Below are 14,263 nucleotides of genomic sequence, written 5' to 3'. Positions count from 1 at the left end.
GTAAGTATTTTATCTTTTTGACAGATTATAAATTAACTATTCGACATTCCCGCTATACAAAAAAACACGGACAAATCTAAGAAGAAATACTTCATACACTTATCCGTGTCCTTATATTGTACAGCCAAATATTTTAAAAATTAACTACAAATATATTAAAAATCTTCATGCACCGATGAGAAACACTTCACCTTGGAAGCCTTCCCAGTTTCTATCTACTTGACAATAACAGATACTCCATCCGGAATAATCGTAATTTTAGGATTTTGTATTCCCTTATGCCACAATATATCATCCGCTTGCTGCAAAGCATCTTCAAAGGTTTCTGCATATCTTAAATGCATATCTTCCACAAGCTGTTTGGGAGCCCGCGTTACCATAATAATCGTAAAATGAAGCAGCAGCCGCAATAGGATTTGTGATTCCCACTGATCAAATACAGTTTCATTTCGACTGCGACTTATTATGATATTCATCGCTTGCTGAATATCCGATGACTCTTTTAAGGTATTGTAAAAATCAATTCCGCCATGTCCGTCACTGCAAGCAGAGCACATAATAATAACGCCTCCCTCTTTGCAAGTTGCTTCTGCTGCCGTCATCCCTTTTACTGACTGATACAAATTTTGATCTAAGGGATATCCGCCATTGGTAGATACTACAATGTCGGCAGGCACCGGCCGAACACCCGCAAGAGCCATTTCAAACTCAACCCCTTGATAATGTGCTTTCTCACAGTCTCCGGCAAATGCAGCAATAATTTTTTTATCAGCATTGATGACAACATTACAGATAAACGCCAATTTAGCAGCTTTCGCTGCATACAACATATCCTCATGAATCGGATTTCCCTTAAGAATTCCTGTACGTGCATTGGGATTATCAATGAATTCAGAACAATGATTCGCTAGGACGGTCACCTGACTGGCAATTCCCGGAAGAACAGACTTTCTTCCGCCCGACATGCCTGCAAAGAAATGAGGTTCTATAAATCCTTCAGATATAAGTAAATCTGCATTGGCAGCCGCTTTATTAATGCGGCAGTCTCCACCAGAAGGCAATGTTCCCACACTGACCATATCGTCATCATTTCGACTCACATGAATAATAAATGATTCCTTATTTGCTATTTCAGCCCCATATTTTTGAATTAATTCATCTTTTGTCGGTGGACGGTGCATACCTGTAGCCACCAATATACTGATAACAATATCCGGATTAGCCGCGCGTAATTCCTTTAATAACTGCGGCATAATAATATGGCTGGGAACCGGACGCGTATGATCACTGGAAATGATAACACACGTTGACTTTCCTTTAGCCAGTTCACTTAATCTCGGACTGCCAATTGGATTAGCTAAGGCTTCCGAAACAAGTTCTGTTTCCGTTTTAGCCGCTTTATATTCGTGTGCATGAGAAACTAATATGCCTGCCACTCTTTCATCAGGCAGGGAAATCTCTAGTGTCTCCTGTCCAAACGGTAAGGTAATTTTTTTCATAATTAAATGAATTCTCCTTTTAGATATACATTTATTTTTTAATCTGCTGTTTCATATTTTCTTTGTATTTCTATGACCCGGAAAACTATTTCACCAACGTAACAGTAACATATCAAATTTTATTTTTAATAGGTTTAAATACAACAGCAAATATGGCAAATAGTACAACGGTACCAGCAAGGAACATCGCACCCGCTTGATACAACAAAGACGGGTCAACAGCACTTGCAGCTAAAGCCTCTCCTTTAACAACGGGGATCAAGAAATTCAGTGGTCCGGCTATCATATAAATATATATACTGACGATCGTCAGCAAAATAATAGAATGCTTCATGGAAAATTTATATAATTCGCCTTCTTCCCCTACAATATTGGTAACAGCAGCCGCGATAGCAATAGATTGCGGAGAAATCATTTTCCCCAATCCTCCGCCGGCTAAATTAGCGCCTACTCCCAAAAAACCAGATGAGCCGATTGCTTCAAACGCCGTCGTTTGCAGTTTGGCAAACAATGCATTCGCAGATGTATCAGAACCGGTTACAAAAGTACCAATCCAACCAATGATTGATGCAAATAAAGGAAATAAAGCGCCGCTGCCTGCTACAAAATATCCCATAGTAGTAATCATTCCCGAATTATTGCCCACGTATGCATATCCAAGAACAGAGCCAATCACCACAAATGTCCACCTCAATTGTTTACATGAACTAATAAAAATTTTTATGGCTCGAATCGGAGAAACCCGAAGCACAATACACGATACTAAAGCGGCTAATACAATTGCCGTACCGGCAGCAGACAACCAATTTAAACTAAATATCATGGGCAGCGCTTTATGCGTAGTTCCACTGATAATAGCATTATTTATTATTGGCACCGGGAACGCGATCGTTACTGTATTCAACAAGGCTAACACCGATTTAATACCCCAGTCGGCAATCATAATAATCAGGATAATAAACGGGCTCCATGCACGAATAACATCTTTCATGTGAAGTTTTTCTTTATTTTCCTCAATAGGCACATCATTTTCAAACCTGAAAATAGTAGCCGGTTTCCAAATTTTCAAGAACAGCGTCATACAAACCAAACACGCAATGGATGCCGTAATATCGGGCAAAACGGGTCCTAAAAAATAAGAAGTCAAACCTAATACGATCGCAAACGAACCGGAACAAACCACGATAGCAGGAAACAACTCCCATACCCCTTTGATTCCGGACATAACAATAACAATATAAAAAGGAATAATAATACCGATTAAAGGTAAAATCCAAGCTAATAGGCGCGAAATATTAGCACTATCCAGCCCTGTTACTTGTGCCGCAACCAAAACAGGAATCCCTAGTCCGCCAAAGGCTACAGGAGCTGTATTAGCTAATAACGCCAGACAAGCGGCATATCTCGCTCTAAACCCAAGACCGACAAGCATTGCTGCGGTAATCGCAACGGGAGTACCAAAACCGGCAGCCCCTTCAAGAAAAGCGCCAAAACAAAAACAAATTAATAATACTTGCAGACGACGATCATCGGTAATAGAAGATATCGATTTTTTTATAATTTCAAACTGTCCGGTCTCCACAGTTAAATTATATAAAAACGTCGCTGCAAGTACAATCCAGCCAATAGGAAAAAAACCATAGACGAAGCCGTGAACTGCTGACACAACAGCTAAGTTCAGCGGCATTTGGAAAAACAGCACTGCCAAGGCAATTGCCAAGCCGGCGGTCATTAAACCCGCCCAATAGCCCTTTACTTTGAGAATCACTAGCACTAAAAAGAAAAAAACGATCGGAATAAATGCAATTAACGCGGATAACGCCATGTTACCCATTGGATCAAACACTTGCGTATACATAAAACATCCACCTCCTTATAATACTTTCCACTTTTTATTATAAATAAACTATAGCATGTATAAAAATGTTTTTCAATTTCTATTTTTTACATAAATAATATAGAAGCTCACTTCATCAACCCCCATCAATACTAATTGCAAATGATAAATTTTTCGTGATGTTCCTATCAAATAAAAAAACATCTATTTTATTTTTATACATTTATGCTTTCCATATATCTTACAAAATAATATCAAATAAAAAAGGTTCTATAATGAATGTTGGGGTAAGGCAGACAATGGATTGTCAGTCTTACCCCAACATTCATTATAAAACCATAAAAATCCCATGTCATATGACATGGGAAAAAAAGTATATTTTCAATTTATCATTAATTTTATGATTTGTTCCGTGTATGCCCCGATGCAAGACATAATATATAAAAAATCATTTTAAGCACAAATTAAGCCGACTAAGGCCTCAAAATGCCAAAAAACGGATTCCCAAAAAATGAGAGCCCGCATATCTACTTGGTGACCCAGTAGGGATTCGAACCCTAGACCCACAGCTTAGAAGGCTGTTGCTCTATCCAGCTGAGCTACTGAGTCAGATAAAAAATGGAGCGGGTGATGGGAATCGAACCCACATAACCAGCTTGGAAGGCTGGCGCTCTACCACTGAGCTACACCCGCATTGTTTGGTCGGAGCAGCAGGACTTGAACCTGCGACCCCCTGGTCCCAAGCCAGGTGCGCTACCAAACTGCGCTATGCCCCGCGAACAAATAATATTATATCAGTTCGATGAATCTTTGTCAATCATTTATCTGCAATTATTCGCGAATTGTTGGCATATTTCTTCCATTAAATACTTCTAACATTTCCTGGCGCACCAATTGTCTGATTCGTTTCTTTTCTTTCGGATTTAATTTGTCCTCTGTAACATTAAACAAATAATTATCAAGATCAAATTCTTTAAGAAGCATCTTCGTATGAAAAATGTTTTCCTGATATACATTTACATCAACCATATCATATAACATCCGCGTCCGGGGGGCAATATAATTTTGGATAGAATTAATACGATGATCAATAAAAAGTTTTTTACCGTTAATATCTCTTGTGAAACCGCGGACACGATAATCTAATGTTACAATGTCAGAATCAAAACTATCCAACAAATAATTCAGTGCATTCAACGGTGAAATTTTCCCGCACGTTGATACATCAATATCGGCACGGAAAGTACTGATTCCACGATATGGATGACTTTCAGGATATGTATGCACCGTCAAATGACTCTTATCAAGATGACAAACCACATCAGCATCTTTGCCTTCAATAGGTTCCTCAGAAATAAGAATAGTAACACTGGCCCCTTGGGGATCATAATCTTGACTGGCAACATTTAAAATATTGGCACCAATAATAGATGCAACCTTTTTCAGTATCTCTGTCAATCTATCTGCATTATACGCATCATCGATATATTCGATATACTGGCGTTGCGCTTCTTCCGTATTTGCGTAACAAATATCGTAAATATTAAAGCTCAACGTTTTTGTCAAATTATTGAATCCATATAATTTAAGTTTATTTTTCTTAACAGTCATAATGTATTTATACCTCGTCAATAGATTTTAGCAGAGACCTGCATCGTTACCTTGTGTAATTATAACTTACATAATTGTACACCTGCAAGAGTACTATTATCAATAGTACCAACAGCATATGTTCCTGTTTTGCCATCACGCGGCAGAGAAAGACTCCCCGGATTAACAATTATTATTTTTCCTTTTTTTTCCAACAACTGGCAATGTGTATGTCCAAATACAACCAAAGAAGCTTGATGTTTTTTCCCTAATTCAGCTAGTTTTTCCATTCGGTTATCATACCATTGATGCCCATGTATGACGGTAATAATAACCCCGTCAACAACAACATCCCGGCAATCCGGTTCCTGATACGTATACAAATCATTATTTCCTCGTACCGCGTAAACCGGAACTCCTGCATACGCCGCTAATACCTCTGCGTCCTCACAATAATCTCCGGCATGTATCCAGCAAACAACTTCCGGGGCCTGCTTTACCATACGTTCAATAGTATCTATACGGCCATGACTGTCACTGACAATTCCTATCTGCCGCTGACTCATCGTAAATACTCCACGAGTTTTCGCAGCGCTTTGCCGCGGTGACTTATTGTATTCTTTTCCTCTCCCGTCAATTCTGCCATGCTTTTTCCCTTTTCAGGAAGATAAAAAAGCGGGTCATAGCCAAACCCACCGGTACCACTGTAAAAATCACGCAAAACTCCTTCACAAGTTCCCTTAGCGGTAATATAATGACCATCAGGCCAAACAAGCACCAATACGCAAACATAGCGGCCTGTACGTTTTTCAGCAGGAAATCGAGCCAGTTCACGAATTAATTTTTGATTATTTTTTTCATCGTCACAATCATCTCCGGCATATCGTGCCGAAAAAATACCCGGACGATTCTGCAATGCATCTGCAATAATGCCAGAGTCATCTGCCAAACAAGGCTGTCCCGTCTGTTTCATATAATAAACCGCTTTTAGATAGGCGTTTTCTTCAAAAGAGTGTCCTGTTTCTTTCGGCTCTGCAATATCGGGAATCACTTCATAGACAGACTGTACCGCATAGCCCAGAGGTATCAGCATTTCGCGAAATTCGCGAATTTTACCTTTATTATGTGTCGCAAGTATAATTGTTTTAGTCATTTCATTCTTACCTTACTCTGCATCAGCCGGAACTTCTGTCTTTTTTGCTTTCATCCGTTCTTTATTTTCTTTAACTACTTGTGCGTAATTTTTAATAATTACAATCGGTGTTTTTTGCGATGCATTTCCAAAAGGATTGTCAATTAATATTTTAGCTATTTCTTTCGGATTCAGTCCCCGTGAATGTCCAAGAACGGCGGAACGTTTCAAATCATTAACATCTGCGATGCAGGCGCCATAGCAATTCATCCGTTTTTTTATTTTTTCAGCCACCCCATCCGGATCTTCCGGGCCGTAAACAATACACTTATCGAAAGGCGGCATCGTACCTGTCACATCATCTGTTAAGGAAGCTTGCCGGCACAATTTATAAAATACACCATTCTTGCCAATAAGTTTAGCAAAAAAGCCAAGGATAAAACAAAATAACGTTTTCCATTCACCCTCCAGCTCCATCGCAGCCTGCATGCCATACAAGCTAGCCATACTTCCCTCAGCCGGTACAAAACGCCGCATAATACGAGCCTGCCACGAAGGCGTAAGTTCCTCCGGGCGCGTATAACGCCGCTGTGTAATGGCCACTACACTTTCAGCTGAACAAATAATATCATCGGGACCCACAAGTTCAGATGCATATTCAGCAATGATATCTACAATATCATCCTTATCCGTAAGGATTCTTGTTTTAACCGGAACTAGTTCTAATTCTGCCATAATCTATTTTTCCTCCTATATGCTTTTTAACGCATGTTGAACTTCTGAAGCCTTCAAGGTAATACGAGCTTTATGAATATACCATTCACTGCGCGCTACTACCTGATAGACTAAGTCAATAGACATATCGGGGAAGGTTTGTAAATCTTGTTTTATATTTCCATTTTTGCTGACAAGTTCTACTGTCACACGAATATGCCCCCCCTTACCAGGAAGGATAATGACTGATTCCCAATAACCGTCGTCACGTTCGGCTGCTATATTAGCCAGCTGAGAATGAACAATGCACTTATCATATTGTTCATAGGGCAAAAGATGGCGCGGATAGAAATCCATAATAGTTCCCCCCTGCTTGCCAGTATTTCTGAAAGGAACTTCTGTTTCAAATACGGCCGCATCCGTCGAAATTTCCTTAAGAACAAACGGTTTACGCTTCCGTGATTCAATAACAAAATGAGCATCTCCTTGTCTCCAGGCAAACAACCTGAAGAGCAAATAGAAAACTGCGCAGATACCGATAAGTGCAACGATAATGTTAATCAATACATAAAATAACACAATACAGGACTCCTTTTAATTATATTTTATATTAGGTTAGAGAAACTTTTTCCACCGTAAATTCATGTGCCGGGATAAGATGCTGCGCAAGAGCCGCTCCCCGTTCTTCCTCTGCAGTAAAACATAAACGCAGATACCCTTGTTCCGGACTTTCATTAAGAAGATGTGCTTTTTTTAAAACATCTAATGTCTCTAATGCCATCTCATGAGCAGGATCAACAAACACCATATGTTCACCGCACAGTTGCTCGAACAGCGGCTGCACAAAAGGATAATGCGTACAGCCGAGAATAGCCGTATCGACGCCGGAAGCAATAATCGGTTCAGTATACTGACGCAGCGGTTTCATTACTTCTTCACCGAAGAGGACGCCACGTTCTACCAAATTAGCTAATGCCGGGCAAGCCTGTTCAACAATCTCTATTTCCGGATCTATTTGCGCTGCCATTTTTTTATGACTGTGATTAGCAATCGTCAGCGGAGTTGCAAAAACAGCTATTTTTTTCTTGTTGCTGGTTGCCATCGCCGTATGCAGTCCGCGGCTCATGCCAATCACCGGATAATTCACTTCATGCTTTACCGTATCATAGGAAGTCGCTGTAATTGTACCACAGCCAATAGCAACCAATTTCACATTGACCTGTGTCATAAAGCCCAATAAATCTCTCGTAAATTGAAAAATTTCTGCTTTCGTTCGTTCTCCATACGGATTGCGCTTAGTATCACCGAGATAAACGATATTTTCATGCGGCAATAACATACGCAATTTATTGACGACCGTCAAACCACCTACGCCGGAATCAAACACGCCGATAGGTAATGTAGTCTTATCCATTACTTTTCCTCCATTATTGGGCTCTTTTTTTATCTTCTTCAAATAAAGCCTGTAATCCCGCCAGCCGTTTCATGTCAAGGCGGGCAACTTTACCGGTGTCTTTATAGGCAAACACATTCTGCGATGTCCCTACCGCTAAAAGTTCTCCATCTTTTTCGCGGCGAATACGATACGAATATACCATCTGCGCCCGAGATAATTTGATGAGACTTGTTTCAATAGCAATAACATCATCAAAATAAATGGGACTGATGTATTCACAAGAAACATTTTTAATAGGATAGGATATCCCTTCTTCCAATAACTCTAATAAGTCAATGCCTGCTTTACGCATATATTCGACTCGTCCGCACTCAAACCAGCGGATGTGATTAGAATGATGTGCAATTCCCATCATATCGGTTTCATAATAACGTACTTTTTCCAAAACTGTAACCATGATCTTAGACTCCTATTTACAAAAATCCACACTATCTTTATTGTACGATGTGGTACGAAGTTTGTCAAAAAAAACGCACAAAAAAGAAGGACATTTCCAACAGCCCAGCTGTTGGAAATGTCTCGTTTTCATGAACTTCTCCTGCAGAAAGGCAGAATACGATTTGTTTTTTCCCAATGTTCAGGCTTAATATATGCACCGGCAAAATGCATAGCAGCAGCCAAAACAGCTGCATCATCGAGCCAGCCGACTCCAGCAATTACATCCGGAACAAAATCGAAAGGAAGAATAACATATCCGATAGCACCCATAAGAATCAGCTTCATGAATTTTGGTGTATCCTGATCCTGCATACAATAAAAAATAGTAAGCAGTTTAGGCAGGAAATGCACCTTCTTACCGGTTGTTTTTAAAAATAAGATAAACTTTCCCGGCGTATAAAAACGAGCGAAAAAAGACAATAATTTAATCATGGGCATTCGCCTTCTCAGTGTCCATTAATAATCGGCGTTTTTGCTTTTTCAACAGCTTCCTTCACTTGCTCTTCTGTTGTTTTCGGAGCTTCTGCCGCTTCTTGGGCTGCATCATTTTTAACAGCCGCCACCTTCGATTCCTGTTCTTCCACTATTTCATCGACAAGAGTACTGCGATGGCATACATTATTCAATGCTTCTTGCCCTTTTTCCTTCATATCCATAAAAATATCTTTTGCTGTGTTTCCCCATTTTTTCATGAAGTCTACAGTTTCATCCCCAAGTGGAATGTTTTGCAAGGGATTATCTCGAAGCTTATCCACTTGATCCTTAGCTTTTTCTTTCCAGTCCCCCATCATGGCAATATACGGTCCCATATCACTTGGCATCCCGTCTTTAAGCCAACGCTGCGTTACACGTCCCAAACTGTATGTGATCCCGACCGCAATGGGAATTTGAATAGCACTGATAGGAATAAGCGTTGTCAAGAAATTTCCGGCCATCCGACTGCAAGTTGCCCCAATAAAAGCGATAACAGCACGTTCTGATAACTTAATCCCGTATACCCGGGCAATTCTGCTTACAAGATATACTTCATTAGCCATAAGAGCAGCAGTTCCCAAAAGCGGGGCTACTACGATAACACCTGCACGGGCTGCTGCCCAGCGACATAGGGTTTCCACCTTTAAGTCGTCATCACTTGTTGTTTCGTCCATGGTGCGAATGACTTCAAGTGAATCTGCCGGCATCGTTTCATCACTCAATACATTTTCCTGTTTTTCAGCCGACAGTTTCATCTGCGCCAATTCTTCGCGAAGCTTATCTATCTCCTTCTGCATCTGTTCCATTTTCGCAATGGCTTCTTCTGTCATCATTACCACCTCATTCGGTTAATTGTATATAACATAATAATAAAAACTAACTATATAAATATATTCTCCCAAAAAGGATAAATATCCTCTTTTTTCTTCAATTTTTCTTATGTATTACCAACTCGTCAATCCCCCGTCGACGGGAAGAGCAACAGCAGTGATAAACGAAGCATTCTCTCCCAGCAAAAACACAGCAGCTTTGGCAATTTCCTCCGGTTCCGCAATACGATACAACGGATATAGCGCTTTCATCGATGCGATCGATAATTCTGGATTTTTCTGCAATTGTCGATCCAGCATCGGCGTTGCCACATCTCCGGGACATACACAATTAACCCGCACTCCATGCGGTGCAGCTTCCAGTGCCAAGGATTTTGTAAACGCCACGACAGCTCCTTTGGTAGCGCAATAAACTGCGCATCCTACATTTCCCTGCAAACCTGCATCAGAACCCAACGTAACAATACTTCCTTTATTTTTTTTTAAATGCGGCAATGCATACCTGCACAACGAAATCGTACCAAATACATTAGTCGTAAATAAACGAAGCACATCCTCCGGCACTGTTTCCTCCAGCAGCTGTTCTTCATAAACGCCTGCCGAAGTAATCAATCCGTCCATACGGCCAAAGCAAGCGATGGTTTTATCTACCATAGCACAGCATTCCTCATCATGCATAACATCGCCTTGTATATATACCGCCCGGCTTGGCAGCACTGACAGTATATGCAGAGCTTTTTCCCCTTGTGTCTTACTGCGTCCGTTTATTGCTACACGCCAGCCGCACTTAAGCAGCTCTGCTGCACACGCCAGACCAATACCTGATGTACCGCCACTAATAAGAGCGACCTTTTCCTCCATATGAGCCTCCTTATTACATAACTTCTAAATAATTCAAAGCTAATTTGCCAATAAGTACACTTGTAACAACCAGCATAACTACACGGATAAAAGACGATCCTTTAGTAATTGCCAGCCGTGCTCCGAAATAGGCACCCAAAAACAAGGAAACCGCCATGGCAATACCGTACCCATACAATACTTTATCCCAAAAAACGAAAAGTACAAATGAAGTAACATTGCTCATCATGTTGAGCATCTTTGCATTTCCCGCTGCAACGACAAAATCAAAACCTGTCATAACAAAGCCAACAATAAGAAACGTGCCGGTTCCCGGACCGATAAACCCATCATAAATACCAATAGCAAATGCGATCAGACACCACCGCAAGATTTTTTTTCTTGTCTCTCCCTGATAGGTACTTATACTCCCCCAATCACGTTTAGTCATAACAAATATAGCCGTGGCAACAAGCGCACAAATGATGATTGGCTTAAGAATTTCCGCTGATAAATGAAGCATACATACCGATCCGATACCCGCACCAATAAAAGTAAACGGAAGTAATTTTTTAACAAAATGCATATCCACTTTACCAGCCCGCCAAAACTGATACGAGCTCATTAAAATACCAAACGTCGCAGAAAATTTATTTGTCCCCAGTGCATAATGAGGCGGCAATCCTGCGGTTAAAAGAACCGGCAGGGAGATAAGGCCGCCACCACCGGCAATGGAATCTATAAATCCTGACAAAAATCCTCCGCACATAACAAATACCAGCGTACCCAAAGAAAAATCTCCACCAAATACTTCCACAAAACATCCCCCTTATTGCATTAATTCTGAAGCGAAGACGATATCTACCCCTTCGCCATGTAATTCATCAATCATTTCCGCTATCGCCTCTGCCGTATTCGGCCGACAATGTCCGATAACAATACAACTGCCATTATTCACAGCAATATGTCCGGCCTGACGAATGCGTTTTTTTACAGATTCCACATCGGCATCATTATCAAGGAATAAAGAATTGCGTCCAGTCGCTACTCCCATCGACGCTGCCGTCTGCGCCCCTATGGAAGCACTGTTTGTACGACTGTCAAGGTATATGAGTCCTCGTTGCTTCATAACCCCCATTACATCCTTCATAACGCGGCTGTCTGCCGTCGCTCCTGATCCCTGATGGTTATTCATGCCGATTGCATGAGGCACCTGATCCAAAAGTTCATTTACTGTCGTTTTAATTTTAGTGTCGCTCATATTGGTACCGATATATACAGTTTCTGAAGAAGGAACATTCAATGGCTGCATCGGCATATGGACAAAAATCTGCCTTCCCGCCGCATATCCCAGATTCGCACTCAGTGTAGTATATGGCTTATACGGCATCACGGCATAGGTAAGAGGAATGGAAAGAGCATTCAATGTATGTATAACATCGGTTCGTGAACCGCAATCATCAATAACAATAGCCAATCGGCCTTTAATGTTATTCGGATGCGTCTGCGGACTGTTGCCGTTATCCGTTTTATCCTCTGAATTTTTTTTCACAATTTCTGACTTCGATCCGGCAATAACTGCTTTAATTTTATCTATAATCCCTGCTGAGGTCCCCGGCGCCGTTACATATAATTTTTCAACAACAAGATATAATTGTTCCTTATCCAGCATATCGAAAAGAGCAATATCATATTCCGTAACTTCTGTGCCGTTGAGGGTTGTTTTCCCCACATTATATAAAACAGCCTTATCACCGCTCATAGCTAATTCTTTTTCTAAAGAACTGCGGGAAAATGTTTCTTTCGGTATTACCTGCACGCGGTTTGTCGTCCAAAAAATTTTACCATGTGTCGCCCGGCGCTCCTCTTCACGCTTAGCCGTATCCACAACGGTAATAGCAGCTCCCTGTGACTTCAGCCATGTATCTACTGCCTCTTGGAGGTCTTTGGACGCATCCGTATAATCCATATTTTTCCCAGAAGCCTTGCCTCCTTCGATCTGTGTCATCTTTTCATCAGCCACCTGTTTCGAAGAACTGGTATCGTTTATATTCCAATATGCGCCCACACACAATGCTATCATAAGAAACAAGATAGACAATGGTTTTATGAGAGTTCCTTTTCTGCGCACAACGTTTGAAGAAATACGCTTTTTGGGTTGACGTCTGGATTTTCGTTCCATAAGTTACTCCTTTATAACAAAACCGGAGTTACGAATAACTGCCTGCTATTCAGTACTCCGGTCGTAAACTCATATATTATGCCCGGGTATCGGAACATTCCGCAAAGCCCATATTGGCAATATCCGCTGCTTCTTCAAGCTGCAGCATCTGTAAAATTTGTTTCCCGACAATTTGCGCCCCATAGCGATGACAAGCTACACTAGCTTGAGACATATGCCGCAGTTCCTCTGGATTCGTCATAAGTTCAGATACGGTTGAAACCAATTCTTCCGAATGTTTCACCCAGCGGGCACATCCTTTTTTCTGCATATACGTAGCATTCGCCTCTTCCTGACCCGGAATCGGGCTGTATAAGACCATCGGAACCTGAACAGTCGCCGCTTCAGTACAAGTAAGTGCACCCGGTTTAGTAACAAGCAGCGTTGCATGAACCATCAATGAAGAAATCCGGTTTGTGTAGCCATATACATATACAGTATGCCGTAATTCGCTGCGCATTTGGGACACTTGATCGTACAAGTCCGCATTATATCCGGCAACGACAGTAAAGCTATCTACGTTGTCAAGCTGATCAAGAAGCGCCAGCGATTGTTTAATGGATCCCATGCCGAGGCCGCCGCCCATGATCAGTATATTGCGTTCCCGCCTACAACCTGTTTCCAATTGCCACCGTTCCTGCTGAAACGTATTACGAATTGGGATTCCTGATACGATAATTTTCTGCCAGTCAATATGCTGGCGAATAAGCAAATCTTTAATCTGTGATGCCGCCACACAATATAAGTCCATCTGCTGATATATCCAAAACTGATGGATAGCAAAATCTGTAATGACCGCTACAAGCGGAATAGCAATACGATGCTGCCGTTTTAAAAGAGCCGCAGCAGCAGCCGGAAACGGATGCGTAAATACAATAATGTCCGGTTTTCTTTCAGTGATAACACGCATCATACGTCGTTTCAAGCCCCATGCTACCATGGTCTTTACCATCATTCCCTTTTTGTATCCTTGCGAAGAGTAATACATCAAATCGTACAACATAGGAAATACATCCAAGATTTTTATGTACGTTTCCTTGACTAAATTATCAATGGAAAGAAAATCATTGGATAAAAAGTCCACATGTTCTACTTCACATTGTCCGGGAACCTGTCTCAAATATTCTTCTATAGCTCGTGCTGCCTGCGTATGTCCCGTACCAATCGATGCCGACAGAATAAGCACCTTTTTCTTTTTCATCCTGTTTCCCTCTTTTGACAATACTTATGAA

Annotated in this window: 15 protein-coding genes and 3 tRNA genes; all 18 read right to left on the bottom strand. The window is 41.1% G+C overall.

All coding sequences use genetic code 11. The features are described 5' to 3' along the window. Positions 1 to 215: 215 nt before the first annotated feature. A complete protein-coding gene (gene larA, locus BLR11_RS05180) occupies positions 216 to 1,499 on the bottom strand; it encodes a nickel-dependent lactate racemase (protein WP_091648949.1) in 1,284 nt (427 codons plus the stop codon). A 112-nt stretch (positions 1,500 to 1,611) separates the two neighbouring features. Beyond that, positions 1,612 to 3,357, bottom strand: coding sequence for an L-lactate permease (locus tag BLR11_RS05175; protein WP_091648946.1), 1,746 nt, complete (start codon positions 3,355 to 3,357; stop codon positions 1,612 to 1,614). A 511-nt stretch (positions 3,358 to 3,868) separates the two neighbouring features. Then, positions 3,869 to 3,945, bottom strand: a tRNA-Arg gene (locus tag BLR11_RS05170). A 10-nt stretch (positions 3,946 to 3,955) separates the two neighbouring features. Then, positions 3,956 to 4,029, bottom strand: a tRNA-Gly gene (locus tag BLR11_RS05165). 6 nt (positions 4,030 to 4,035) lie between these two features. Beyond that, positions 4,036 to 4,112, bottom strand: a tRNA-Pro gene (locus BLR11_RS05160). A gap of 55 nt (positions 4,113 to 4,167) precedes the next feature. Beyond that, complete coding sequence (speD, locus tag BLR11_RS05155) at positions 4,168 to 4,947, bottom strand: adenosylmethionine decarboxylase (protein ID WP_091648943.1); 780 nt, start codon at positions 4,945 to 4,947, stop codon at positions 4,168 to 4,170. A 59-nt stretch (positions 4,948 to 5,006) separates the two neighbouring features. After that, complete coding sequence (locus BLR11_RS05150) at positions 5,007 to 5,492, bottom strand: metallophosphoesterase family protein (protein ID WP_091648940.1); 486 nt, start codon at positions 5,490 to 5,492, stop codon at positions 5,007 to 5,009. Then, positions 5,489 to 6,079, bottom strand: a complete 591-nt coding sequence (locus BLR11_RS05145; RefSeq protein WP_091648936.1) for an XTP/dITP diphosphatase — start codon at positions 6,077 to 6,079, stop codon at positions 5,489 to 5,491. The genes BLR11_RS05150 and BLR11_RS05145 overlap by 4 nt, the downstream gene beginning before the upstream one ends. 12 nt (positions 6,080 to 6,091) lie before the next feature. After that, positions 6,092 to 6,793, bottom strand: coding sequence for a coenzyme F420-0:L-glutamate ligase (locus tag BLR11_RS05140; RefSeq protein ID WP_091648933.1), 702 nt, complete (start codon positions 6,791 to 6,793; stop codon positions 6,092 to 6,094). A 15-nt stretch (positions 6,794 to 6,808) separates the two neighbouring features. Beyond that, positions 6,809 to 7,351 (bottom strand): hypothetical protein, encoded by a 543-nt coding sequence (locus BLR11_RS05135; RefSeq protein ID WP_091648931.1) that lies wholly within the window; start codon positions 7,349 to 7,351, stop codon positions 6,809 to 6,811. A gap of 31 nt (positions 7,352 to 7,382) precedes the next feature. Further along, a complete protein-coding gene (gene murI / locus BLR11_RS05130) occupies positions 7,383 to 8,186 on the bottom strand; it encodes a glutamate racemase (RefSeq protein ID WP_091648928.1) in 804 nt (267 codons plus the stop codon). 13 nt (positions 8,187 to 8,199) lie between these two features. Continuing rightward, the gene (locus tag BLR11_RS05125; RefSeq protein WP_091648926.1) at positions 8,200 to 8,625 is read right to left on the bottom strand and encodes an acyl-CoA thioesterase; all 426 of its coding nucleotides are present in this window, start codon (positions 8,623 to 8,625) and stop codon (positions 8,200 to 8,202) included. A 128-nt stretch (positions 8,626 to 8,753) separates the two neighbouring features. Next, entirely contained in the window at positions 8,754 to 9,098 is a 345-nt protein-coding gene (locus tag BLR11_RS05120; RefSeq protein WP_091648923.1) for a YkvA family protein, read from the bottom strand. Positions 9,099 to 9,112: 14 nt separating this feature from the next. Beyond that, positions 9,113 to 9,973, bottom strand: coding sequence for a hypothetical protein (locus BLR11_RS05115; RefSeq protein ID WP_342707182.1), 861 nt, complete (start codon positions 9,971 to 9,973; stop codon positions 9,113 to 9,115). Positions 9,974 to 10,084: 111 nt separating this feature from the next. Further along, the gene (locus tag BLR11_RS05110; RefSeq protein WP_091648917.1) at positions 10,085 to 10,831 is read right to left on the bottom strand and encodes an SDR family NAD(P)-dependent oxidoreductase; all 747 of its coding nucleotides are present in this window, start codon (positions 10,829 to 10,831) and stop codon (positions 10,085 to 10,087) included. A gap of 13 nt (positions 10,832 to 10,844) precedes the next feature. Further along, positions 10,845 to 11,627, bottom strand: coding sequence for a TSUP family transporter (locus BLR11_RS05105; RefSeq protein WP_245675090.1), 783 nt, complete (start codon positions 11,625 to 11,627; stop codon positions 10,845 to 10,847). Between the two features lie 12 nt (positions 11,628 to 11,639). Continuing rightward, the gene (locus tag BLR11_RS05100; protein WP_091648914.1) at positions 11,640 to 12,992 is read right to left on the bottom strand and encodes a divergent polysaccharide deacetylase family protein; all 1,353 of its coding nucleotides are present in this window, start codon (positions 12,990 to 12,992) and stop codon (positions 11,640 to 11,642) included. Positions 12,993 to 13,068: 76 nt separating this feature from the next. Next, positions 13,069 to 14,232: an MGDG synthase family glycosyltransferase gene (locus BLR11_RS05095; protein ID WP_091648911.1), complete on the bottom strand. Its 1,164-nt coding sequence runs from the start codon at positions 14,230 to 14,232 to the stop codon at positions 13,069 to 13,071. Between the last annotated feature and the right edge of the window lie 31 nt (positions 14,233 to 14,263).

This window comes from Megasphaera paucivorans (assembly GCF_900103535.1).
Taxonomy (GTDB): domain Bacteria; phylum Bacillota; class Negativicutes; order Veillonellales; family Megasphaeraceae; genus Megasphaera_A; species Megasphaera_A paucivorans.
The sequence above is the reverse complement of the archived record's forward strand: the minus strand, read 5'-3'. Positions and strand labels throughout refer to the sequence as shown.

What these genes read in the sequence shown, in the direction of transcription:
- larA (WP_091648949.1), bottom strand. Translation starts at nt 1,499, where the DNA reads ATGAAAAAAATTACCTTACCGTTTGGACAGGAGACACTAGAGATTTCC.
- BLR11_RS05175 (WP_091648946.1), bottom strand. Translation starts at nt 3,357, where the DNA reads ATGTATACGCAAGTGTTTGATCCAATGGGTAACATGGCGTTATCCGCG.
- speD (WP_091648943.1), bottom strand. Translation starts at nt 4,947, where the DNA reads ATGACTGTTAAGAAAAATAAACTTAAATTATATGGATTCAATAATTTG.
- BLR11_RS05150 (WP_091648940.1), bottom strand. Translation starts at nt 5,492, where the DNA reads ATGAGTCAGCGGCAGATAGGAATTGTCAGTGACAGTCATGGCCGTATA.
- BLR11_RS05145 (WP_091648936.1), bottom strand. Translation starts at nt 6,079, where the DNA reads ATGACTAAAACAATTATACTTGCGACACATAATAAAGGTAAAATTCGC.
- BLR11_RS05140 (WP_091648933.1), bottom strand. Translation starts at nt 6,793, where the DNA reads ATGGCAGAATTAGAACTAGTTCCGGTTAAAACAAGAATCCTTACGGAT.
- murI (WP_091648928.1), bottom strand. Translation starts at nt 8,186, where the DNA reads ATGGATAAGACTACATTACCTATCGGCGTGTTTGATTCCGGCGTAGGT.
- BLR11_RS05125 (WP_091648926.1), bottom strand. Translation starts at nt 8,625, where the DNA reads ATGGTTACAGTTTTGGAAAAAGTACGTTATTATGAAACCGATATGATG.
- BLR11_RS05120 (WP_091648923.1), bottom strand. Translation starts at nt 9,098, where the DNA reads ATGATTAAATTATTGTCTTTTTTCGCTCGTTTTTATACGCCGGGAAAG.
- BLR11_RS05115 (WP_342707182.1), bottom strand. Translation starts at nt 9,973, where the DNA reads ATGATGACAGAAGAAGCCATTGCGAAAATGGAACAGATGCAGAAGGAG.
- BLR11_RS05110 (WP_091648917.1), bottom strand. Translation starts at nt 10,831, where the DNA reads ATGGAGGAAAAGGTCGCTCTTATTAGTGGCGGTACATCAGGTATTGGT.
- BLR11_RS05100 (WP_091648914.1), bottom strand. Translation starts at nt 12,992, where the DNA reads ATGGAACGAAAATCCAGACGTCAACCCAAAAAGCGTATTTCTTCAAAC.
- BLR11_RS05095 (WP_091648911.1), bottom strand. Translation starts at nt 14,232, where the DNA reads ATGAAAAAGAAAAAGGTGCTTATTCTGTCGGCATCGATTGGTACGGGA.